The sequence below is a fragment of the Dongia sp. genome (assembly GCF_041910485.1).
Lineage (GTDB): Bacteria > Pseudomonadota > Alphaproteobacteria > Dongiales > Dongiaceae > Dongia.
This window is the reverse complement of record NZ_JAYRQR010000044.1, coordinates 69,053-91,046: the sequence shown is the minus strand read 5'-3', so window position 1 is coordinate 91,046 and position 21,994 is coordinate 69,053. Positions and strand designations below refer to the sequence as shown.

The window sequence follows — 21,994 nt, the reverse complement described above, 5'->3', positions numbered from 1 at the left end:
GTCGGTCGGCGTTCAGGCCGCGCCGGGCGCAGGATTCTGGTCATCCAGGAAGGCCGCCAGGGATTCGGTCAAAAAGGCCTGGTCGAGATCGCGGGTGATGAAGACGAGGCGCGAGCGGCGATCGTCGCCGCTCCAGCCCGGCAGCAGGACCGGCGGATGGAAAAGATGCTGCACACCGTGAATGGCGACCGGCTGGCTCTCGCCGGCGACATTGAGCATGCCCTTGATGCGCAAAAGATCCGGCCCGCGCGTCGCCGTCAGCATGTCGATCCAGTTGCAGAACTTGGCCCAGTCGAGCGGCGCCTCGCGCGTGACACAGAAGGCGCGGATGTGATCGTCGTGGCGATTGCGGTCGAGGCCATGCTCATGATGATCGTGGTCGTGATGGTCATGATCATGGTGCGCGCGCGGGTCGGCGTAAGCCTCTTCCTTCAACCAGCGCTGCACGTCGAGGCTTTTGGTTTCCGGGTTATAGAGGCCGGCGTTGAAAAGCGATTGCGGCGCCACCGCGCCACCGACGATCTGCTGGATCGACGCGGCCGGGTTGAGACGGCGCAGGCGCCGCTCCAGCGCGTCCAGCGCTTCCGTGGTCGTCAAATCGGATTTTGTGATGAGCAGCCGGTCGGCGACGGCGGCCTGCTTCACCGGCTCCATCTGCCGGTCCATCTGCGTCTCGCCATTGACCGCATCGACCGTCGCGATGACGCCGTCGAGGCGATAGACGGAGGTGAGGACCGGATCCTGCATCAACGTATGGAGAATGGGCGCCGGATCGGCAAGCCCCGTCGTCTCGATGACGACGCGCTTGAAGGGCGGGATTTCGCCCTTGGCGCGGCGCTTGAAGAGGCGGCGCATGGCATCGATGAGATCACCGCGGATGGTGCAGCAGAGGCAACCGGATTCGAGGAGGATCGTGTCATCCTCGGCCTTTTCGACCAGCAGGTGATCGAGCCCCACTTCGCCGAATTCATTGATGATGACGGCTGTCTCGCCCATTTCCGGCTGGGCGAGAAGATGCTTCAGCAAGGTCGTCTTGCCGCTGCCGAGAAAGCCGGTGATGACGGAAACGGGCAGGCGCTCGGCCGGTGGTTCATTGACATGCGCTTCGGCCATGACCGTCAGCTCCGCGCGATCCGCGTCAGACCATGCTGGATGACAAGACCGCAACCCAGCAGGACGAAGGCGCCGAGCTGATGCAGCACCGCAAGCGAGATCGGCACCACTAGGATGAGTGTTGCCATGCCAAGGAACGCCTGCGCGGCAAGTGCGAAGGGCAGGGAGATGGCGCGGCGTTTCAGTGTCGGATCGAGATCGCGGCGGCGCAGGCGCACGAGGAAGCTGATCACGGCGATCGCCACGAAGCCGGAGGTCAGGCGGTGCTGGAACTGCACCATCGCCAAATTCTCGGTGAAGTTGAGATACCAGGGCGAGGTGGTGAAAAGATCGGGCGACAGCCAATGTCCGGCCATCATCGGGAAATCGTTGTAGATAAAGCCGGCATCGGTGCCGGCGACCAGACCACCGAGTGCGATCTGGAAAGCGATGAGGGCGTTCATCCACTTGGCGTGGCGGACGAGATCCCGCGCCTGGTCGCGCACACCGCGCAAGGCCCGCGCATCGAGATAGTCAAGGGCGAACCACAGCATCAGCGCGAAGATGCCGAGCGCCAGCATCAGATGAATGACGAGGCGGTACTGGCTGACATCGGTGCGGTCCTGAAAGCCGCTCGCCACCATGAACCAGCCAGCAAAACCCTGCAGGCCGCCAAGGGCGAACAAGGCGAGGAGGCGCGGGGCTTCGGCCTTGGTCAGGCGGCCACGGATCAGGAACCACAGGAAGGGAATGAGGAAAGCGACAGCCAGCAGTCGGCCCCACAACCTATGCAGATATTCCCACCAGAAGATGCTCTTGAAGCCCTCCACCGTCATGTCGGGATTGATGTGTTTGTATTCGGCGATCTGCTTGTAGAGAGCAAAGACATGGTCCCAGGCCGCGTCGCTCATGGGCGGCAGGGCACCCATGATCGGCTTCCATTCCATGATGGAAAGGCCGGAATCGGTAAGGCGCGTGATGCCGCCCAGCAGCACCATGACCGCCACCATGAGGCAGCAGGCAAGGAGCCACAGGCCAATGGCACGGCGCGCGCTGGCGGCGCCGGCGGTGCTGGGGACGGGGGCAGCTTGTGTCAGGACCTGGCTCATGATGCTCGTAACCTTTGGGCGGCCGGAGCATAGTCCCGCCGCCGCAAAAGGAAAGCCCCCAGGCCGATGCCCAGGAAACAACCGGAATCGCCCGATTTCAGGGGGCGCGGCGGTACTTTTCGGGCAGCAATTCGCCGACCGGGACGCGCACCAGATCGTCTCCCCGCGCCATGATCACGGCGCTGCCGGGGGCGAAATCCGTCAGCATTTCCCGGCAGATGCCGCAAGGCGAGACGACTTTCGGCTCGGCATGGAGTTCCTTGGGGCGCGGGTGGCGCACCGAGACGATGGCATCGATCTTTGCCTCGCCGGCGGAGAGGGCCGCGCCCAGGGCGACAGCCTCGGCACAGACGGAGCAGCGCCCGACATAGGTATCGAGATGGAGGCCCAGATAGACCCGGCCCGATCCGCCACGTACCGCGGCACCGATATGATGGCGGTTCTCCACATAGCGGGTGCGGATGAAATCGGTGGCAGCAGCCAGCAATTCCCGGTCGGCCGGGGCGAGGGTGGACAAAATGGAACCTCTTTCAGGATATTGAGGCCAATGATGCCTGATCGCCGGCCCAGCAGCAATCATGGGCGGCAATCATGGGTGGCCACCATCCCTCACCATTTATGAAAGACGAAGAAGCCGGCGGCGGCGATGAGGGCGAAGCCCACCGCATGGTTCCAGCGGATCGCCTCGCCGAGATAGGCCCAGGAGAAGGCGCAGAAGACAATAAGAGTGATGATCTCCTGCATCGTCTTCAACTCGGCGGCCGAATAGACGCTATGGCCGACCCGGTTCGCCGGAATGGCGAAGCAATATTCGATGAACGCGATGCCCCAGGACACCAGCACCACCACCCACAACGGCTTGCCCGTGAATTTGAGATGGCCGTACCAGGCAAACGTCATGAAGACGTTCGAAATGCACAGCAGAACGATCGGTGTCAGTTGCGGCGTCAGGAAAGACGGCATTCAAATCCTCTATGTGAGAGATGACCGGTCGGCAGATCAACTCAGCGCGACGATCGCGCCGTTCAGCAGACAGGCAAATGCGACCCAGGCAATATAGGGAAGAAACAGGACTGCAGCCACAAGGTCATGCCGCAGGAAAGCCCAGCCCGTTGCTGAAATCAATGCCAAGAGCACCAGGCAAGCAACCAGAGCGATAACGGGCTGCTGCAGACCAAAGAACAGGGCTGACCACAACAGATTGACGGCAAGTTGCGCACCGTAAAGGAGCAATGCACTGCGCGCTGCGCGGAAACCGGATTCACGCCAGATGCGCCAGGCGGCGATCGCCATCATCAGGTAGAGGAGGGACCAAACCGGCGCGAATATCCAGTTCGGCGGATTGAAACTCGGCTTGGCCAATTGTGCGTACCAGTCATTGACGCTGCTGGCTGTGATGGCGCCGCCAACCGCCGAAACGAGCAAGTTGAGGGCAATGAGGGCGAGGAACACCCAGATCGCGTGGTTTTTTGAAATTCGTTCGCTCGGCGTCATGAAATTTGCTCCTGTTGCCCTTCAAGGTGTGTACGAACGAAACCAGTGTTTCGTTCAGTTGCCTAAAAATTGACCACTAACCTTGTGTAAATTCTGGATTTGCACACAGAGCAATGCAGCCCCCGCAGTAGCGCGCATTGTGCGCTGCAGTCAGCCTCCTTAGCTTGTTTGATACGGGGGCACGTCTGGCCTTCGCGACCAGCTTTCCCCTCTCCCTATCTTCAAACCCAAAATGACAGGTAGCCACATGGCCAAGCTTCTGGACCCCATTACAGTCGGTGATCTGCACCTGCCCAACCGGGTCTTCATGGCACCGCTGACGCGTGCGCGCGCGGTGGACAATCGGACGCCGAATGACCTGATGCGCACCTATTACAGCCAGCGCGCTTCGGCAGGGCTGATCCTGACCGAGGCGACGGCAGTGACGCCGCAGGGTGTCGGCTATGCCGATACGCCCGGCATCTGGTCCGAGGCCCAGGTCGATGGCTGGCGCAAGATCACCAAGGCCGTGCATGACCAGGGCGGCCATATCTTCCTGCAGTTGTGGCATGTCGGGCGCATTTCCGACCCGATCTTCCTCAATGGCGATTTGCCCGTTGCGCCGAGTGCCATTGCGCCGGCGGGCCATGTCAGCCTCGTACGCCCGCAGCGGCCCTATGTGACGCCGCGCGCGCTGGAACTCGATGAAATCCCGGGTATCGTCGCGGCCTACGCGCAGGGCGCCGAAAACGCGAAGAAGGCCGGCTTCGACGGCGTCGAACTGCACGGCGCCAACGGCTATCTGCTCGACCAGTTCCTGCAGGATGGAACCAACAAGCGCAGCGACAAATATGGCGGTTCGGTCGAAAACCGCGCCCGGCTGATGCTGGAAGCGACCGATGCCGTACTTAAGGTCTGGAACCCGAACCGCGTGGGCATGCACCTGGCACCGCGCCGTGACTCCCATGACATGAGCGATTCCGATCCGGCGGCGACTTTCGGCTATGTTGCCGAGCAGCTCGGCAAGCGCAAGCTCGCCTTCATCGCTGCCCGCGAACATGTGGCCGAAGACAGCCTTGGTCCGTCGCTCAAGAAGGCCTTCGGCGGCACCTATGTCGCCAATGAAGGCTTCAGCCAGGAAGGCGCCGAGGCGATTCTCGCGAGCGGGCGAGCGGATGCAGTCGCATTCGGCAAATTGTTCATTGCGAACCCGGATCTGCCGAAGCGCTTTGCCACCGGCGCCAAGCTCAATGAATGGGACGCATCGACTTTCTATGGCGGTGGCGAAAAAGGCTATATCGACTATCCGGCTCTCGATCTGGTTGACGCCTGATCCAACCGGTTGCTCAAATCACAAGGCCCCGCCGATAGAGTCGGCGGGGCCTTTTTCTTATGCTGCGGCCGTTTGTGGCCTAGCTGCGGATCTGGGAAACAGCAGCCAGATCCAGAAGAGAATCTGCAATAGAGGCGTCGCCCCCAGATAGGCGATGCGGGATCCATAGCCGGCGTCGCGGCACCTTCCTGAAGAGGTGCGCATCAATGCCGTCAGGCCTGGGACACCAATGAGTACGCTCACAACCAATTGCATGATGATCTGCGATTGCTGGACATTTCCTTCTGCGGCACGAAGATTCATCGCCAGGATGACGACGACAAAGTTCCCTCCAACCCATATGGCGAAGAGGATAAAGAGCATGGCGAACGCGTAATGCATCCGGTTTATCCGCACGCCCTTGGTATCCCGTGTAATTCCGAGATAAGTCGAAACTGCTAGAGTTGCGGCCCCGATCGCGGCGCTGATTAGCTGGTGCATGTCGGCATCCATTTCGCTTCCTCCTCCTTGCTCGTACTCGTATTGTTCTAACAAATAATGCGAGTGTTTTGCAAACGGAATATCAATTCATACCGGGAAACGAAAACTCACCTGAATTATGAGTTTTCCAGGCTTCACTGGCTAAGGCTGCGTGGCTTAGTTAAGCACCTACTATCCAACTGAAGTGTAAGGGGTCCCGGTATCATGAAATCGCAGGCGCGCGTGGTCGTCATCGGTGGCGGCGTGGTCGGTGTCAGTGTGCTCTACCACCTCACCAAGCGCGGCTGGACCGACGTCATGCTGGTCGAGCGATCGGAGCTTACTTCCGGCTCGACCTGGCACGCTGCCGGCGGCATGCACACGATCAACGGCGATCCGAACATGTCGCACCTGCAGGCCTATACCGTGAAGCTCTATGAGGAGCTGGAGCGGGAATCGGGCCAATCCTGCGGTGTGCACCGGGTCGGTTGCCTCTACCTCGCCGGTACCGAGGCGCGCGCCGAATATTTCAAGACCGAGCTCGCCAAGGCGCACTATCTCGGGATCGGCCTCCATGAAGTCAGCATGGACGAGGTGAAGAAGATCAACCCGCTGGTCGATACCTCGAAATTCACCAAGGCGATGTTCGACCCGGCCGACGGTCATGTCGATCCGTCCAGCGTCACCCATGCCTATGCGAAGGCCGCCAAGAACAAGGGTGCCACGATCTCGCTGCGCAACCCCGTGCTGGAGTTGAAGCAGAAGCCGAACGGCCACTGGCTGATCGTCACCAAGGAAGGCACGATCGAGGCCGAGTATGTGGTGAATGCGGGCGGCCTGTGGGCGCGCGAAGTGGGACGTCTGGCGGGGATCGATCTCCCCATCCTGCCGATGGAGCATGAGTACATCGTCACCAACGCGATCCCCGAGGTCGAGACGCTGGATCACGAGATCCCGATGACGATCGATTTCGAGGGCGAAAGCTATATGCGGCAGGAGCAGAAGGGGCTGCTCATCGGCACCTATGAGCATGATTGCCGGCATTGGGCGCTGAAAGGCACGCCGCAGGATTTCGGCCATGAGCTGCTGCAGGAAGATGTCGACCGCATCTGGTCGGCGCTGGAATTCGCCATGACGCGCTATCCCTGCCTGGAGAAGGGCGGCATCAAGCGCACCATCAACGGGCCGATGGTCTTCGCGCCCGACGGCAACCCGCTGGTCGGTCCGGTGCCGGGTCTCACCAACTATTTCACCGCGTGCGGTGTGATGGCTGGTTTCAGCCAGGGCGGCGGCGTCGGCATGGTCGTCGCCAACTGGATTATCGACGGCGAGCCGGGCATGGATGTGTTCGCGATGGACGTGGCGCGCTTTGGCCCGCACAACAACCGCGCCTTCACCATCGAGAAGACGACGGAGAATTATCGCCGCCGCTTTACCATGACCTTCCCGAACGAGGAACTGCCGGCGGCGCGGCCGTTGAAGACCTCGCCGATCTATCCGTTGATGAAAGACGAGGGCGCCCTGTTCGGCGCGTCCTTCGGCTGGGAATACCCGCTGTGGTTCGCCCCCAAGGGCACCAAGGAAGAGCCAACCTATCGCCGTTCCAATGCCTTTGCCCACGTGGCGGCCGAGGTGAAGGCGGTACGCGAGCATGTCGGCATCTGGGAAACGTCGAGCTATGGCAAGATCGAAGTCTCAGGCCCAGATGCCGCGAAGTTCCTCGATCGCATGGTCAGCAACAAGCTGCCGGCTCTCGGTCGTACGGTCCTCTGTCCGATGCTGTCGCCCAACGGGCGCATCTTCGGTGATCTCACCGTGACGCGAACGGCGGAGGACACCTTCCTGATGATTGGTTCCGGCGCGGCCGAGATCTATTACACGCGTTGGCTTGGCACCCATGCCAAAGGCGAGCGCGTTTCCATCCGCAATGTGACGACGGACTATTCCGGCTTGTCGCTGACCGGGCCCAAGGCGCGGGACGTTTTGCAGCAGCTCACCGAAACCGATCTCGGTCACACCGCGTTCCCGTTTCTCCATGCCCGTCAGATCCAGGTGGGGTTGGCCGACGCGCTGGTGATCCGCGCGAGCTTCACCGGTGAGCTGGGTTATGAAATCTACGTGGCACCCCACAATCTCATCCACGTCTTCGAACGCCTGCGGTCGGCCGGTGCCGCACACGGTCTGAAGCTTTTCGGCGTGCGCGCGCTCCACTCCATGCGCATGGAGAAGGGATACGGTTCCTGGGGCCGAGATTTTACGGCCGACTATAATGCAGCGGAAGCCGATTGGGGCCGCTTCGTGAAGTTCGACAAGGGCGATTTCATCGGCCGCGCGGCGGCCGAGAAGCAGTTCAAGGAACCGCTCACCCGCAAGATCTGGCTGTTGGAAGTTGCCAGCCAGGAGATCGATATCATGGGTGCTGAGCCGATCTTCGCCGGCGGCAAGGCCGTGGCGCGCGTCACGTCTGGCTATTTCGGACATTCGGTCGGCAAGCAACTCGCACTGGCCTACTTGCCGGTGGCGGGGGACCAGTTTGAGGTCGAAGTGCTCGGCAAGCGGGTGGCGGCCAGCCGCCTCAAGGAAGCCCCCTTCGACCCCAGTTCCAGCCGCCTGCGCAGCTGAACTCGACTAAATTGTAACGGTCGGTGACAACGGCGCGGGGCGATACGCGCCGTTTCACTTTTCACGCATTTTTGACATTCCGGCGTTACCCGCGTGCCGGAGATTTCTCCCCACGAGCGACGGCCTAGACCGCCCGGACGGACGGCCGACCACCGCTCGACGCAAGTTCAAAATTCGGGAGAATGATCATGAACACTCGTCTGCTTCTGGGCGCCCTGGCTGCCACGATGCTCGTTTCCGGTACGGCGATGGCGGCGTCGACCCCGGCCGAAAAATGCACCGCGCTGATCGGTCAGTGGAACGATGTGGCCAAGACGCACAAGGATCATGCCAAGTTCGCGGCAGCCGAGAAGGATGCGAAGGCCGGTGAAAAGGCATGTCATGGCAACAAGGCCGCCGATGGTGTCAAGGATCTGACCAAGGCGCTCAACCTGATCGGCGTGAAGCCGACGGTGTAGGCGCTGAGATACCCCCCCCTCTCTAACTCTCCCCCTCAAGGGGGAGAGGACTGAAGCGAGACAGTCGCTATCGCTCGGCATAACTCCCTCCCCCCTTGAGGGGGAGGGGCGGGGAGGGGGGTGCGCTTAGAACACTTTGCACAACCTCAGGCCGTCATAGATCGCGGCGTGGATGTTTCTGGCGGCAACCGCATCGCCGATGCGGAACAGCTGGAAGGATCCCGCCGCGTTCGATTTGAGCGTCTGCGGGCGGCCGTCGATAAAGGCGTCGATATCGATTTCGCCACGATTGACGCTCTGTTCCTTGAGGTCGAAATAGACCGCGTCGGCCGGCAGGTTGCCGTGCGCCACGATGATCTGCTGGGCGCGGCGCTCTACGGTCGATTTGTCATAAGGATTGTGCAGGCTGGCAACCAATTGATTGCCCACCTTGGCGATCTTCTTCATGCGCAGATTGAGCGTTACCTTCACATCGCCCTGATAGAAGGCCTTGTAGTAAGCGGGATAGTTGAGGCCGCCCACTTCGGCACCCACCATCCGCTCCGGCGTCACGATCTCGAACTTGATGCCTTTACTGGTGAGATATTCGGCGGTCGACAGGGCCTCGTGACCGCTTTCATCGTCATAAAGAATGATGTCGTCGGAGAGTGCCACCTGGCCTGACAGCACGTCCCAGGTCGACAGCGCCAATTCTCCGCCTTCGGCAAAGGGGGCGGTATTGGGTGTGCCGCCGGTGGCGACGATGACGATGTCGGGTTTCTCGGCGGCGATGTCGCTGCCTTCGGCAAAGGTGTTGAAGCGGAACTCGACGCCGGCATGCTGGCATTCGGCATAGAGCCAGTCGGTGATGCCGACCAGTTCCTTGCGCCGGATGACCTTGGCGGCGAGGGCCACCTGGCCACCCACCCGGTCGGTCGCCTCGAAGACGGTGACCTTGTGCCCGCGCAGGGCGGAAACGCGCGCCGCTTCGAGGCCCGCTGGACCGGCGCCGACGATGACGATCTTCTTCTTCGGGCCGGTGCTTGCGGTGATAACGTGCGGCATCGTCTCTTCGCGGCCCGTTGCCGGATTGTGGAGGCAGAGAGCCTCACCACCCTGATAGATGCGGTCGATGCAATAGCCGGCGCCGACACAGGGGCGGATGCGCTCTTCCTCGCCCCGCATCATCTTGGCAACGATATGCGGGTCGGCCATATGGGCGCGGGTCATGCCGATCATGTCGACGGCCTGGTCGCTGATCCAATGGCGGGCCGTCGCCAGGTCATTGACGCGGGCGGCGTGGAAGATGGGCAGGCCGGGCAGGAGATTGCGCGCCGCCTTGACCTTGGCAAAATTCGGCCCGGCGGGCGTCCCCATCAGCGGAATGATATGCGACAGCGCTTCATCGGTATCGATCGTGCCGACGATGATGTTGAGGAAATCCATCAGCCCGTCTGCGTGGAATTGGCGAGCGATCTCGATGCCTTCCTCGAAGCGCAAACCGTCAGCCTCGGCCTCGTCGATCACCATGCGGACGCCGATGATGAAATCGCTGCCGGCCTGGCGGCGCATCTCGGTCAGCACTTCGCGGCCGAAGCGCATGCGGTTTTCCAGGCTGCCGCCGTAATTGTCTTCGCGCGTGTTGGTGCGGGGCGACAGGAACGCATCGAAGAGATGACCATAGGCTTCGACCTCGACCCCGTCGAGATCACCGGCGCGGGCGCGCTTGGTCGCCTCGCCATAGGCTTTCACGACGCGGGCAATGTCGAAATCCTCCATCGTCTTCGGAAAAGAACGATGCGCCGGCTCGCGCTGATGCGAGGCGGAAATGACCGGCAGCCAGTTTTCCTTGTGCCAGGAGGTGCGCCGACCGAGATGCGTGATCTGGCACATGACGGCACAGTCATGGGCGTGAACGCGCGCGGCGAGCTTCTTGAAATGCGGAATGATCGCATCGTCGTGAATGTAGAGGTTGCCGAAGGCCTGCGGCGAATCCTTGGCCACCACCGATGAACCGCCGATCATGGTCATGGCGGCGCCGCCCTTGGCCTTCTCCTCGTGATACGCCTGATAGCGTTCCGCCGGCATGCCGCCGACGGAATAGGCCGGCTCATGCGAGGTCGAGAAGATTCGGTTCTTCAGGTTGAGATGCTTCAGGCGATATGGCTGCAGCAAGGGATCGGCCATGCGGATCTCCGATGTGTGGCTTGGGTCTTCGGTTCGGTTGGAATCAGTACCAGGCGTCGGCCATCGAGGCCTTCTTGCGGTCCATGAAGTCGCACAGGGCCTCGTCGATCGCCGGATCAAGCGCCGGATCGGTATGGCTCGCGAGCAACGCCTTCCAGCGCTTGACGGCGCGGGTTTCGGCCGCGTTGGAACCGGCATCGCGCCATTGTTCGAAGGAATCGTTATCGGCGAGATCGGAATCGTAGAAGGCGGTCGTGTAGTTCGCCATCGTATGGGCGCAGCCGAGGAAATGCTTGCCGGGCTCGACTTCGCGGAAGGCATCCATCGCCAGCGTGTTGTCGTCGAAGGTGAGCCCGCCCATCAGCTTGTGCATCATGCCGAGATGGTCGCAATCGAGCACGAACTTCTCATAGCCCATGACGAGGCCGCCTTCGAGCCAGCCGGCGGCATGCAGAATGAAATTGGCGCCGCCCAATAGTGCCGGCCATAGGGAATCAGCGCTCTCCTGCGCCGCCTGCGAATCCGCGAGCTTCGAGGCCGTGAGCGAACCGCCGCAACGCAAGGGCACGCCGAGGCGCCGGGCCAATTGGCCGATGGCGAGATAGGCCATCGCCGGCTCCGGCATGCCGAAGGTCGGCGCGCCGGACCGCAGGGACATCGAACTCAGGAAATTGCCGTAGATCACCGGCGCGCCGGGACGTTCCAACTGAGTGAGGGCGACGCCCACCATCGCTTCGGCATGGGCCTGGGCGATCGCACCGGCTGTCGTCACCGGCCCCATGGCGCCGCCGAGGATGAAGGGCACCACGACGGCGGCCTGGTTGGCCCGGGCATAGGCCCGAAGACCTTGCGACATGACGCCGTCGAAGATGAGGGGCGAGTTGGTGTTGATGTTGCCGAGGATGACGCAATTCTTGTCGACGAAATCGGCGCCGAACAGGATGCGGCACATCTCGATCGAATCTTCAGCGCGTTCCGGCGCCGTGACCGAACCCATGAAGGGTTTCGCCGAATGCTTGATATGGGCATAGACCATATCGAGGTGGCGCTTGTTGACCGGCACATCGACCGGCTCGCAGACGGTGCCGCCCGAATGGTGCAGCCACGGCGACATCCAGGCCATCTTCACGAAGTTCTTGAAGTCCGCGAGCGAGCCGTAACGGCGCCCTTGTTCTACATCGTAGACAAAGGGAGACCCGTAAGCGGGCGAAAAGACCACCGAATCGCCCCCGATTTCGACCGAATGCTGCGGGTCGCGGCCGTGCTGGATGAAGGTCTTGGGGGTCGTCTTCTGGATGATCTCGGTGACCATGCCGGGTTCGAAACGAACGCGTTGCCCTTCGACCTTGGCCCCCGCCTTGCGCCATAGATCCAACGCCGCATCGTCGCCGCGGAACTCGACGCCGATTTCCGCCAGGATCTGTTCGGCTTGGGTGTGAAGGCGGTCGAGGCCATCCGGCTCAAGGAAGGCATAGGTTGGTATCTTGCGACGGATATAAGCCGGGGCCGCAATGGTCGGGCGCGAGCGGGTGCGGTTGCGCTGGCGGCTTGGCGGGGGGCTGGCGGCGGGCTCGCTCATGGGATGGCCTTGTCACGTCCTTGAAGTAAAGCTCTGTGCATGATGCTAGCTGGTGTGCCAGCTATGTAATCCTGGAAAAAAATCAGGAAGTTGATAAGTTGAACTTATGAACTTGCTGCGTATGCAATTGCCACCCCTGAATGCCCTGGTCGTTTTCGAGGCCGCGGGGCGTTTTGCCAGTTTCACTAAGGCGGCGCAGGAGCTCAATATGACCCAGGCGGCCGTCAGCTACGCCATGAAGCAGCTCGAGGCGGCGGTGGGAACGGCCCTGTTCCGGCGTGAACATCAGCGGGTGAAGCTGACCGAGGAAGGGCGGCGCTATCATCAGGACGTAACGCTGGCGCTCGAACATATCCGTCGATCGACCGAGACCGTGCGCCGCAGCCAAGGGGGCACGCATGTGACGCTCTCCTGTTCCACCGCTTTTGCCTCCTGGTGGATGTTGCCGCGCCTCTCGCTGTTCCGGCAGGACAATCCCGGCATCGATCTGCGGCTGCAGACAACGGATAAGGACATCGACCTCGGTGCCGAGGGCGTTTCCCTGGCGATCCGGCGCGGCGATGGTCGCTATCCGGGCTATGATTCCGTCATGATGGTCGATGAAGCGATCATTCCCATCTGCAGCCCCGCCTATCTGGAGCGTGCCGGGACACTCGCGACGCTGGCCGATCTATTGAAGCAGCGTCTGATCCATCTGGATGAACCTTTTCGCCCCCGTCCCAGTTGGACCGACTATCTCCGGGCGATGGGCATTGCCAAGGCGCCCGACGAGGCAGGCCTCCATCTCAACGATTATGCGCTGGTTGTTGGCGCGGCCTTGGAGGGACAGGGGATCGCCCTTGGGTGGCGGCATCAGACCGATCATCTGGTTGCCCGCGGGTTGCTGACACATCCCGTTGACCGGCCGTGGGTGACGGGCCTTTCGTTTCACATCGTTTGGCCGCATGGAGTCAATTTGGCGCCGGAAGCCGAGATCGTGCGTGATTGGCTGGCCGGCAACCCGCCGATACCGGCGCCAGCTTGGCCGACGTCTCTTGCCGCGCGCTAGATCGCGGTAACCGAGTCCGGCATCTCGAAGACGCGCAACTGATTGCGACCGCCTTTTTTGGCGGCATAGAGCGCGTCGCCAGCCAGTTTGAAGAGACCTGCCCGGTCGCTATGCGGCGCCGGCCGGCAGATGGCGGCACCGATCGAGACTGTGACGATGGGTGCTGTCGCCGAATGCGCGTGCGGCAATGACAGCGCGCGCGTGGCATTGAGAAGGCGTTCGCAAACGATAGTCGCGCCGCTGGCGTCGGTATCCGGCATCAGGCCGACGAATTCCTCGCCGCTGTAGCGCGCCAGCAGATCGCCGGGGCGCAACATGGCCTTGGTCATCGCTTGGGCGAGGATGCGGAGGCAATCGTCGCCGGCAAGGTAGCCGTAGGCATCGTTGTAAGCTTTGAAATTGTCGATATCGGTCAGGAAGACCGAGACATGAGTTTTCAAGCGCACGGCGCGACGCCACTCGCGGTCGAAATCTTCTTCGAAGGCGCGGCGGTTGGCGATGCCGGTCAATCCGTCGACAGCGGAGAGGCGGCGCAGGAAGTCGCGCTGACGCTTCAACTCCAGCTGATTGCGGACACGTGCCAGCACGATGGGCGGACTGACTGGCTTGGCGATGTAATCGACGGCACCGAGTGCCAGGCCTTTGGCTTCCTGTCGCTCCTGATCCATCGCGGTCACGAACATGACCGGAATGTCGCGCGTGTAGGGGTTGGCCTTCAGTCGGTCGCAGATCTCATACCCGTCCATCCCCGGCATCATGATGTCGAGGATGATGAGATCGGGATCCTCGGCGGCGGCAAGCGAGATGGCATCAGTCCCGTTGCTGGCAGTGATGACCTGATAAATGTCGCGCAACACCACGTTCATGATGGCGAGGTTGGTTGGTGAATCGTCGACCACCAGGATCAGAGCTTTTTCACGCGCCATCTCGTTTTCATTTTCCGACATCTTGCCACCGGAACGATTAAAACCATCAAAGGATACTACCCTCTCAGGATCGTCGTTCCTAGGTCAAAATGCCTTACCTCAATCAATGTTGCACGGCGAAGAATCAATGTTGCACGGCGAAGAGGCGAAACTCTCGGTTGGCCTCTGCCGACATCGGCAGCGGCCGCAACCATCCCGGAACATCCCCCCTCAGCAATCGATGATACAACGAATTCGCGGCGGATTCACCGATGAGCTTTGGCACAGCAGTTGTGCAGATTAGAAGGTAATCCGCATGACGGCGCCCAATTACTTCGCGTGCCGTCAAATCATCCTCGCTGATCGATGCGCGATACATGTCCGTTATATCGTCGATGGCGCGATGGTAGGGGCCGGCGACAAATCTATAGGGCGTGCGATAGGCCAACTCGGGTGGGTAGTTGATCGATTCGGAAAAGATGATCGGAGAGTGCCGTTCGGCGCCAATGGGATCGGGCGCTGCAAGGCCCGGATGTTCCGTGTTGAGCCAGTCGGCCACGGGCTTCGGGTTGCAACTGGCGTTCAAGGCTGCACTGGCGGTATCCGATTTTGCAACGAGGAACCACAGTTGCGCCCCGAAGGCGGCAATGAACGCTGCGCCGACGCGCACGGTCATCTTGGTCACCGGCCTCATGTTCTGCGCCCGACTGCACAGGACGGCAAAGACACCGCAGCCAAGGAGGGCGCCATAGGGCGCAAGAAATACGGCGATCCGTTGGTGCGCGAGCGTGGCAGCAAAGGTCGCCAAGTAGATGAGCGAAGCCAGCAAGGTTGCTGACCAACGTGGCTGGCCGCGCCACTTCCAAAGGCAGTATGGAATGAGTGCAAGAGCTATGAGTGCATTGCCGACCATCCCGGCAAACTGGTTCATCGTTGCTCGATTGATCGGGATGATCGGGGACATTTCCCTGATGTTGTCGAGAAAGTCCTTGGCCTCCGGTGTCGTGATATTGCCAAGCGGCCCAAGATAGAAATGTGGGAAGAGAGCAGCCAAGATAAGGGCGCTGGCGCCGGCAAGCAGGCCGGCCGCGATGAAGCGTTTCCACGCGGGCCAGGGCATGCGTTCCGCCAGCCAAAAGTCGAGCGTGGCGGCGACAGCGATTGCCAGATAGAGCAGGGATACCTTGTCGTATTCGGCGTGGAGCCAAAGTGCAGGAGGTTGCTCGACGGCGACAGCGAGAAGAATGACAGCAGTCATCCCCAGTCCGAAGTTTCGACCCTGCCGCGCCCAAGCACGCGGCTGATCGGCACTCTTCAGCCAGAGAAAGCCAAAGGCCACCAGCGTTGGCGCAATGACGATCAGCGATTCCGGGCTGACCCATACGCCGACACCGGCCCAGGCCCCCGCTTTCACGGCGCTAGTGCTATCGCTGGTGTTCAGCGCGGCGCGAATTGCCTGCCCGGTGCATAACGCCGCTAGAAGGAGGCCCAGACTGTGATGATCAGGTCGCCCTGGGAGGCAATAGGTCATGGCGGCGCCGTTGAGGAGGACCATGAGAGCGGCAAGGCGCCAGGCATCGTATTCGGGCCACAATAGCCGCGCCGCGCGCGCGGTGGTGAGGGCAGCGAGAACCTGCAACACGGGAGAAATGGCGACGCCCGACCAGTAGATGGCCCGATCGATTGGGAGCCCAAATATCTTTAGCAATAGCGCCGGCAGCAGGATGAGAATGTCCAACGGCCGGGTCCAGTGAAGGGAAAGCTTGCCGGGCGCGCCGAGAGAAGAGGTCAGCGTTTGGTACCAATCGCCGCTGTACCACAGCTCCTGCACCCGGATGAGGCGCATATAACCGTCGTTATCCTGCAGGCCGCCGGCAGCGATGATGCCGGACTGCGCAGCAAGTGAGAAATGAAGTGCAAATGCCGCGGCGACCAGAACGGTAATGTCGGCGACGCGGCGCCAGCCGCCCAGGGAAGCTATCATTACTGACTGGCTAAGAATTGAGAGATACACAATTGCACATTTCAATCCTTAACAAGTTATTGCTGAAGTTCCAACGAACAATGAAAGTTCAAAAAAGACGGGCGCAGCGAATCTTCTGCACACAATTATGTGCCGGTCCCCCGATAGAATGACTTGCTTAACCACGAGTCGCGTTAGATGATCAATACCAGTGCCTAGAGGGATTTTTGGAATCCCCGGCACAATAAGAAAATTTGGTGGTGGCCACGAAGTCGCCCCCTCGGTTGCAACGTACTCGAAAAGTTGGAGACGAACTCATGACCAAATTGGCAAAGCTCTTTAAGTCTGAATCCGGTGCGACCGCGATCGAATACGGCCTCATCGCCGCCTTCGTCGCACTTGCCATCTTCGTCGGCGCCCAGCTCGCCGGTAACGGCCTGAACAACCTGTTCATGGTCATCGGCACGCAGATGGATACGGCCTCGCAGAAGGCCCAGACGAGCAACAACTAAGCCTTAGGCTTTTGTTGGATGACGCGCCGGCTTCCCAAAGCCGGCGCGTTATTATTTTGTGCTATTGTTACCGCAAGTTTCCCGGTTTTCGGCGCAGCGTACTGAGAGTTTTCCCTTGCTAGAGATTGGCGTAGCCACCTGTGAAATTCTGCTGGTCGGGCTATTGGTGACAGGCGCCACTTTTGACATTGTCCAGTTCCGTCTCCCCAACTGGCTGACCCTTGCCACTGCCCTTGTTGCCATTGCTTGGGTGCTGCTCGCTGAGCCGATGGTGTCGGCCGGTGTCTGGCATTTGCTGGCCGGCCTCCTGGTGCTTGCCGTCGGCCTCCTGGCGTACCGCTTCAGCATGATCGGCGGAGGGGATGCGAAATGGATAGCGGCCTTGGCGATTTGGGTGGGGTTTGGGTTCAGCCTGGGGCGCTTCCTCGTTCTCATAGCCATTTTCGGTGGAATTCTTGGGTTGGTGGTCCTGGGTCTCGCCCGGATCTGGCCGGCTTATGGGATGCATGAGGGCAAGCGTCACTTGCCCTATGGAGTAGCCATCGCTTTGGCGGGATTCGATTTTTGGCTGCGGCATGGGCTTTTGGGAAAGCCGTTAATGGCCCTGGCGTTTCCTTCGTGAAATTTAACCATTTTTTCCGCCGGTCGATGTCCTGACAGGTTCCTTGTTGTTAAATCTTTAAAAGAGCCTGCAACATTTTGACTCCAAGCGCAGAATCTTTCTCCTGCGGCATGGGTTTTCGGGCAAAACGACTGGCATCTTAACCAAAAATTGGTAATAATGGTTTACGGGGAACAGATGGGGCGAAATTAATCGCCCGCATGAATCGTTCTGGCTTGCACTAGGGAGTTCGCACGCCGGGAGAGAGGGGCCTCATGCGGCCAATTGTTATCGTTCTTATCGTGGTGGCGCTTGGGGCAGCGGTCTTCACGGCCTTCCTCGCCACGCGATTTTTGGCTTCCGTCCAGCAGCAGCAGGCACCGGCGCAAGTGGCTCAGGACGCCGTCATTGCCGGGGTCGAGGAAGTGCTGGTCTCCGCACGCGACGTCAATCCTGGTGAAGTGCTGGGTGATACGGATTTCCGCTGGGAGAAATGGCCCAAGGGTGCCATTGATGCGCGCTTCGTGATCAAGAGCGCCGCTGGCGAAGACCCGCTGGCCGGTTTTCGTGATACGATGGCACGCCGTGCCATCATGGCAGGAGAGCCAATGACGCAGGCCGCGATCGTCAAGCGCGGCGACGCCGGCGTTACGTCAGCGGTACTGGCTCCTGGCATGCGCACCGTAACGATCGATGTTTCACCGCGTTCCGGCGCTGCTGGTTTGATTTTGCCGAACGATCATGTTGACGTCTTCATGATCAGCAATATTCGAGATTTTGCTCGTGTAGCAGATGATGTCGGTCGCGATCTTCTCAGTCAGGTGGCGGTCGAGGCCATCATGCGCGACATCAAGGTCATTGCCGTGAACCAGAGTTTGGCGCGGCCCGAAGGGGCCGGGCCAGGTATGAACGCGCAAACGGTCACAATGGAAGTGACGTCGGAGCAGGCGCAAAAGATTCTGGTCGCGACGCAGCTGGGCCAGATCGTCTTGGCGTTGCGCAGCTGGGCGCGCAATGACGAGGCGGCGGAAGCGGATGCCAAAGCACCTCTGTTCGTGACGGATCGGAACACCAGCAAGGTGCTTGATGATTTGATGCGGGGCGGGCTCGACGACGAGCTTTTCCAGATGCCGGAAGAGGGCGCAGAGCCGGTTGCTTCGTCCAAGACAGTGGCTCAGACCATTCGGATCAACCGCGGCGGTGCCGTGACAGTGGAAACCCTTGGCCAGTGACGGCCAGGCAGTGATGATCGGGCGAAAATGAAACAGGGATGTTCGTTGCGGTCCACTTTGGCGAGAGTGCTTCTCGCGGCGGGGATTGGTTTGCTGGGGAGCGCCATATCGACCGGCGACACCTATGCGCAGGCCACTGCCGATACAACGCCGACTGGGGCGCCAATCGATCAGCTGCTGTCAACCACACCGGTCGACAAACGCATAGAGGTGTCGGTCAACAACACTCTTGAGGTCAATCTGGTTCAGCCCGTGCGGGATATCATCCTGGGCAATCCGGATATTGCGGATGTTATTATCCGCTCGCCCTCCAAGCTGTTCATAGCCGGCAAGACGGTCGGGTCGACCAACCTGTTCTTGCTCGATGCCAGCGGCAAGATGATCGACAATTTCCAGATATCGGTTCATCCGGACGCCAAGGCAGCTGAAGCCGCCATCCGGTCGGCCATGCCCAATGAACGCATTACGATCGAGGGGGCTGGGGATTCGCTGGTTCTGAACGGCACGGCCAGTTCGGACTTGAGCTCACGGCAGGCCGTCAATATTGCCCGGCGCTTTGTGGCGAATGATCAGCAGATCATTAATATGATGCGTCTTGGGGCCGAGCAGCAGGTCCTCATCAAGGTCTCTGTGGCCGAAGTGCAAAAGTCCGCCCTCAAGGAACTGGGGCTGGAAAATCTGATCAGCCCAACGACGATCGGTGATTTGGCGATTGCCGGCGTTACCGGCGGTGCCTCAGCAACGGTTGACGGTGGCTTTTTCTCGGACCTCGTGACCGGCAGCGCCATCACGGGAACGCCGGCGGGCGCTCTCTTCATCGACGGACCAGGGGCAATCGACTCCACCGTGAAGATCCTTGAACAGCACGGGCTTGCCAACAATTTGGCGGAGCCGAACCTGGTGGCTGTTTCCGGTGAATACGCGACCATGTTGGCGGGCGGCGAAGTGCCGATCCCGACTGCGACCGACGACGGCGTCATCACCGTCACCTTCAAACCCTTCGGCGTTTCACTGACTTTCCTGCCGATCGTCCTGGATAAGGGCCGCATCAGTTTGAAGATCGCCACTGAGGTCAGCGCGGCCAATTTCACTGAATCGGTTTCGATCGGCGATATCGTCCTTCCCAGCTTCATCGTTCGCAGGGCCACCTCGACAGTTGAACTGCCGAGCGGCGGCAGCATCATGATGGCGGGCTTGCTCAACAACGAGATCACCGACGCTCTGCGTGGCGTACCGGGATTGATGAACATACCGATTCTTGGAACACTGTTTCGTTCGACGTCGTTCCAACAGCAAGAGACGGAATTGGTCATCGTCGCGCGCGCGTTCATCGTGCAGCCGACCGATCCGAACGTGCTCTCGTTGCCGACCGATGGATTTGCACCAGCTGGTGACCTCGACTTCTATCTCTTGGGCCGGCTACAGAATATCTACACCAATCGGCATGGCGCGGCGAAGGAGCAGGTGCCGCAGCTGCAAGGGCCGATCGGCTATATCATTCGCTAGGGAGTATCGACCCATGAACCGACACTTGATCGCTGCTTTCTTGAGCCTGCTTGTCGGTGCCACGCTATCGGCGTGCGAAGCAAACATGGCGGATTACGACTACAGCTTGAAGCACCCCATCAAGGTCGAAACGCGCACGGCGCTGCTCATTCTGGAGCCGGCGCCAGGCGGCAAAGTCAATACTGCCAACCTTCCGGCTATTGAAGAGTTTGCCAGCGATTTCGGCAAGAAGGCGGCTGGACTGATCAACGTACAGATCGGCGCGAACAGTGCGAACGATCCACTTGCCCAGTCGTTCGCTTCCGATGTCACGCAAGTGCTGACGTCACGCGGTGTGCCGCCTCAAGCGATTCAGCTGACCTATGCGACCGATCCGAACTCGGCCAAGTATGGTCGTGCCGTCATGCAGTTCCCGATTTATGTCGCGCTGGCCGACGAGTGCGGTACCTGGAAGGACCGGCCGGAATTCACGCCAGTCAACGAGACGACTTACAATTTCGGCTGTGCGACGCAACGCAATATTGCCGCCATGGTCGTGAACCCACGTGATCTTGTCGACGCTGAAGCCTCGACCGGGCGCTTGGCTGCGCGCGGTGACAATGTTGTCGGGAAGTACATTGTCGGCGGCAAGATCGGCGCCTCCTCCGAAACGCCGGCAATCTCTCCGATGACAACCACCGGAGGCCTATAAGTGATTCACCGCTTCAGCATCGAGGCGTTTCCGCAAACGAAAGAGACTGAAGCAGCGCTTGCAGCGCTGACCAGCGATCGCGAATTCGTCAAATCGAAGCTCACAATCCATTTCGGCGGCATGCCGCGCGCTGCCAAGCATTATGTCGACAATCCGAGCCCGCAATTCATCATTGTTGAGGAAAACGGCAGTTCAGACGACATCCATCGTGGCCTTGAGGCGTTGGCCGAGGTGGTGGAGCCGGGGCGTAAGGTCATAGTCATCGGCACGGTCAATGATGTACAGGCCTATCGGCAGCTCATTAGCCAGGGCGTCAGTGAATATCTGGTAGGCCCGGTTACGACGGCTGACATCGCAGCGGCGATTAACAGTTGCGTCAAAGATGCCAGTGCCGCCCCGAAGGGGCGCGTCATTGCCTTCATCGGCGGTCGTGGCGGTGTCGGCAGTTCGACGCTGGCTGCCAATATCGGCTGGACGCTTGCCAGCAATCTGCAGGAAGAAGTGATTGGAATCGATCTCGATTTCAATTTTGGAACAATGGCTCTGTCGCTGAATCTTGATCCGAAACAGCCGGTCTTGGAAGCGCTGACCGATGCAGAGCGCATCGATCCCGTACTGGTCGAGCGATTCTTGACCGAGCATGGGCCGAACTTTTCGGTCCTGTCGACAAGCGGGTCATTGAAGGATATGGCCGAGCCGACGATCGAGGCTGTCGACCGGCTCATCGATATCACTCGTTCGATGGCACAGTATGTAGTGGTCGACTTGCCCCGCCAATGGAATGGCTGGGTGAATAGTGTTCTCGTTCAGGCGGATGAAATCGTTGTCACCGCCAACCCGGACCTGGCCAGCCTGCGCGATACCAAGCTGCTGTTCGACTGGCTGAAGGCTCGGCGTGGCGGGTTGCTCAATCGCCTGGTTCTCAACAAGGCGGACATTGCCAAGCGGAACCAATTGTCCGGTAAGGATTTCCAAGATACGTTGGGGGTTCCGGCCAGCCTGACCATCGGGTTCGACCCCGGCCTATTCGCCCAGTTGGCGAATAACGGGCAGATGGTCGGCGAGGGCGCCAAATCGCACAAGCTCAATGAGCAGCTGCGCCAGTTTGCGCAGGTGCTTGGTGGCCGCAAGGGCGGAAACATCGGCCCGAAACAATCACCGAAGTTGCTTGGCTGGTTAAAGCGACCGGCCAAGTCGAAATGACCTGAAGTCAGTCTGATTTGAGAAGCGAGCCTCGAAGCTGGC

General features: G+C 60.4%; 20 protein-coding genes. 10 read left to right on the top strand and 10 right to left on the bottom strand.

What is annotated here, in order from left to right; genetic code table 11:
• Nucleotides 1–12: 12 nt before the first annotated feature.
• The 5 genes from ACE3PP_RS14130 to ACE3PP_RS14110 form a co-directional block, all read right to left on the bottom strand.
• Complete coding sequence (locus tag ACE3PP_RS14130) at nt 13–1,113, bottom strand: GTP-binding protein (protein WP_374383365.1); 1,101 nt, start codon at nt 1,111–1,113, stop codon at nt 13–15.
• A 5-nt stretch (nt 1,114–1,118) separates the two neighbouring features.
• Nucleotides 1,119–2,201 carry a COX15/CtaA family protein gene (locus ACE3PP_RS14125; protein ID WP_374383363.1) on the bottom strand — a complete coding sequence of 361 codons (1,083 nt, stop codon included), beginning with the start codon at nt 2,199–2,201 and terminating at the stop codon, nt 1,119–1,121.
• A gap of 97 nt (nt 2,202–2,298) precedes the next feature.
• Nucleotides 2,299–2,718: a cytidine deaminase gene (locus ACE3PP_RS14120; protein WP_374383361.1), complete on the bottom strand. Its 420-nt coding sequence runs from the start codon at nt 2,716–2,718 to the stop codon at nt 2,299–2,301.
• 92 nt (nt 2,719–2,810) lie between these two features.
• Entirely contained in the window at nt 2,811–3,164 is a 354-nt protein-coding gene (locus ACE3PP_RS14115; protein WP_374383360.1) for a DMT family protein, read from the bottom strand.
• Nucleotides 3,165–3,200: 36 nt separating this feature from the next.
• On the bottom strand, nt 3,201–3,695 hold the full coding sequence (locus tag ACE3PP_RS14110; RefSeq protein ID WP_374383358.1) for a TspO/MBR family protein: 495 nt from the start codon (nt 3,693–3,695) through the stop codon (nt 3,201–3,203).
• Nucleotides 3,696–3,942: 247 nt separating this feature from the next.
• Between ACE3PP_RS14110 and ACE3PP_RS14105 the strand changes: the two genes are divergently transcribed.
• The gene (locus tag ACE3PP_RS14105) at nt 3,943–5,007 is read left to right on the top strand and encodes an alkene reductase (RefSeq protein ID WP_374383356.1); all 1,065 of its coding nucleotides are present in this window, start codon (nt 3,943–3,945) and stop codon (nt 5,005–5,007) included.
• A gap of 57 nt (nt 5,008–5,064) precedes the next feature.
• Here ACE3PP_RS14105 and ACE3PP_RS14100 read toward each other — a convergent pair whose 3' ends face one another.
• The gene (locus tag ACE3PP_RS14100) at nt 5,065–5,499 is read right to left on the bottom strand and encodes a hypothetical protein (RefSeq protein WP_374383354.1); all 435 of its coding nucleotides are present in this window, start codon (nt 5,497–5,499) and stop codon (nt 5,065–5,067) included.
• Nucleotides 5,500–5,691: 192 nt separating this feature from the next.
• Here ACE3PP_RS14100 and ACE3PP_RS14095 point away from each other — a divergent pair, with 192 nt between their 5' ends.
• Both ACE3PP_RS14095 and ACE3PP_RS14090 read left to right on the top strand, forming a co-directional pair.
• Complete coding sequence (locus ACE3PP_RS14095; protein ID WP_374383352.1) at nt 5,692–8,088, top strand: FAD-dependent oxidoreductase; 2,397 nt, start codon at nt 5,692–5,694, stop codon at nt 8,086–8,088.
• 188 nt (nt 8,089–8,276) lie between these two features.
• A complete protein-coding gene (locus ACE3PP_RS14090; RefSeq protein ID WP_374383350.1) occupies nt 8,277–8,546 on the top strand; it encodes a hypothetical protein in 270 nt (89 codons plus the stop codon).
• A 126-nt stretch (nt 8,547–8,672) separates the two neighbouring features.
• On the opposite strand, the gene ACE3PP_RS14085 is transcribed toward ACE3PP_RS14090, so the two are convergent.
• Together ACE3PP_RS14085 and ACE3PP_RS14080 are read right to left on the bottom strand one after the other, a co-directional pair.
• The gene (locus ACE3PP_RS14085) at nt 8,673–10,712 is read right to left on the bottom strand and encodes an FAD-dependent oxidoreductase (protein WP_374383348.1); all 2,040 of its coding nucleotides are present in this window, start codon (nt 10,710–10,712) and stop codon (nt 8,673–8,675) included.
• A 43-nt stretch (nt 10,713–10,755) separates the two neighbouring features.
• Nucleotides 10,756–12,291 carry a trimethylamine methyltransferase family protein gene (locus ACE3PP_RS14080; protein ID WP_374383346.1) on the bottom strand — a complete coding sequence of 512 codons (1,536 nt, stop codon included), beginning with the start codon at nt 12,289–12,291 and terminating at the stop codon, nt 10,756–10,758.
• Between the two features lie 106 nt (nt 12,292–12,397).
• On the opposite strand from ACE3PP_RS14080, the gene ACE3PP_RS14075 reads away from it, so the two are divergent.
• Entirely contained in the window at nt 12,398–13,339 is a 942-nt protein-coding gene (locus ACE3PP_RS14075) for a LysR substrate-binding domain-containing protein (protein ID WP_374383344.1), read from the top strand.
• Here the strand turns inward: ACE3PP_RS14075 and ACE3PP_RS14070 are convergent.
• The gene (locus tag ACE3PP_RS14070) at nt 13,336–14,286 is read right to left on the bottom strand and encodes a diguanylate cyclase domain-containing protein (protein ID WP_374383342.1); all 951 of its coding nucleotides are present in this window, start codon (nt 14,284–14,286) and stop codon (nt 13,336–13,338) included. The two genes, ACE3PP_RS14075 and ACE3PP_RS14070, sit on opposite strands and share 4 nt — an antisense overlap.
• Nucleotides 14,287–14,389: 103 nt before the next feature.
• The gene (locus tag ACE3PP_RS14065; RefSeq protein ID WP_374383340.1) at nt 14,390–15,982 is read right to left on the bottom strand and encodes a hypothetical protein; all 1,593 of its coding nucleotides are present in this window, start codon (nt 15,980–15,982) and stop codon (nt 14,390–14,392) included.
• A gap of 542 nt (nt 15,983–16,524) precedes the next feature.
• Between ACE3PP_RS14065 and ACE3PP_RS14060 the strand changes: the two genes are divergently transcribed.
• From ACE3PP_RS14060 to ACE3PP_RS14035, 6 genes are all read left to right on the top strand, one after another.
• Nucleotides 16,525–16,719 carry a Flp family type IVb pilin gene (locus ACE3PP_RS14060; protein WP_374383338.1) on the top strand — a complete coding sequence of 65 codons (195 nt, stop codon included), beginning with the start codon at nt 16,525–16,527 and terminating at the stop codon, nt 16,717–16,719.
• Between the two features lie 115 nt (nt 16,720–16,834).
• Complete coding sequence (locus ACE3PP_RS14055) at nt 16,835–17,341, top strand: prepilin peptidase (RefSeq protein WP_374383337.1); 507 nt, start codon at nt 16,835–16,837, stop codon at nt 17,339–17,341.
• Between the two features lie 254 nt (nt 17,342–17,595).
• Nucleotides 17,596–18,552 (top strand): Flp pilus assembly protein CpaB, encoded by a 957-nt coding sequence (gene cpaB, locus ACE3PP_RS14050; RefSeq protein ID WP_374383335.1) that lies wholly within the window; start codon nt 17,596–17,598, stop codon nt 18,550–18,552.
• A 90-nt stretch (nt 18,553–18,642) separates the two neighbouring features.
• Nucleotides 18,643–20,058 carry a type II and III secretion system protein family protein gene (locus tag ACE3PP_RS14045; RefSeq protein ID WP_374383333.1) on the top strand — a complete coding sequence of 472 codons (1,416 nt, stop codon included), beginning with the start codon at nt 18,643–18,645 and terminating at the stop codon, nt 20,056–20,058.
• A gap of 13 nt (nt 20,059–20,071) precedes the next feature.
• Nucleotides 20,072–20,749 carry a CpaD family pilus assembly protein gene (locus ACE3PP_RS14040; protein ID WP_374383331.1) on the top strand — a complete coding sequence of 226 codons (678 nt, stop codon included), beginning with the start codon at nt 20,072–20,074 and terminating at the stop codon, nt 20,747–20,749.
• The gene (locus tag ACE3PP_RS14035) at nt 20,750–21,952 is read left to right on the top strand and encodes an AAA family ATPase (protein ID WP_374383329.1); all 1,203 of its coding nucleotides are present in this window, start codon (nt 20,750–20,752) and stop codon (nt 21,950–21,952) included.
• Nucleotides 21,953–21,994 lie beyond the last annotated feature (42 nt).

Bases quoted from the DNA above. Each gene is read 5' to 3' on its own strand.
- ACE3PP_RS14085 (WP_374383348.1), bottom strand. From the start codon at position 10,712: ATGGCCGATCCCTTGCTGCAGCCATATCGCCTGAAGCATCTCAACCTG.
- ACE3PP_RS14115 (WP_374383360.1), bottom strand. From the start codon at position 3,164: ATGCCGTCTTTCCTGACGCCGCAACTGACACCGATCGTTCTGCTGTGC.
- ACE3PP_RS14095 (WP_374383352.1), top strand. From the start codon at position 5,692: ATGAAATCGCAGGCGCGCGTGGTCGTCATCGGTGGCGGCGTGGTCGGT.
- ACE3PP_RS14090 (WP_374383350.1), top strand. From the start codon at position 8,277: ATGAACACTCGTCTGCTTCTGGGCGCCCTGGCTGCCACGATGCTCGTT.
- ACE3PP_RS14125 (WP_374383363.1), bottom strand. From the start codon at position 2,201: ATGAGCCAGGTCCTGACACAAGCTGCCCCCGTCCCCAGCACCGCCGGC.
- ACE3PP_RS14040 (WP_374383331.1), top strand. From the start codon at position 20,072: ATGAACCGACACTTGATCGCTGCTTTCTTGAGCCTGCTTGTCGGTGCC.
- ACE3PP_RS14100 (WP_374383354.1), bottom strand. From the start codon at position 5,499: ATGGATGCCGACATGCACCAGCTAATCAGCGCCGCGATCGGGGCCGCA.
- ACE3PP_RS14110 (WP_374383358.1), bottom strand. From the start codon at position 3,695: ATGACGCCGAGCGAACGAATTTCAAAAAACCACGCGATCTGGGTGTTC.
- ACE3PP_RS14080 (WP_374383346.1), bottom strand. From the start codon at position 12,291: ATGAGCGAGCCCGCCGCCAGCCCCCCGCCAAGCCGCCAGCGCAACCGC.
- ACE3PP_RS14070 (WP_374383342.1), bottom strand. From the start codon at position 14,286: ATGTCGGAAAATGAAAACGAGATGGCGCGTGAAAAAGCTCTGATCCTG.
- cpaB (WP_374383335.1), top strand. From the start codon at position 17,596: ATGCGGCCAATTGTTATCGTTCTTATCGTGGTGGCGCTTGGGGCAGCG.
- ACE3PP_RS14075 (WP_374383344.1), top strand. From the start codon at position 12,398: ATGAACTTGCTGCGTATGCAATTGCCACCCCTGAATGCCCTGGTCGTT.
- ACE3PP_RS14060 (WP_374383338.1), top strand. From the start codon at position 16,525: ATGACCAAATTGGCAAAGCTCTTTAAGTCTGAATCCGGTGCGACCGCG.
- ACE3PP_RS14105 (WP_374383356.1), top strand. From the start codon at position 3,943: ATGGCCAAGCTTCTGGACCCCATTACAGTCGGTGATCTGCACCTGCCC.
- ACE3PP_RS14130 (WP_374383365.1), bottom strand. From the start codon at position 1,113: ATGGCCGAAGCGCATGTCAATGAACCACCGGCCGAGCGCCTGCCCGTT.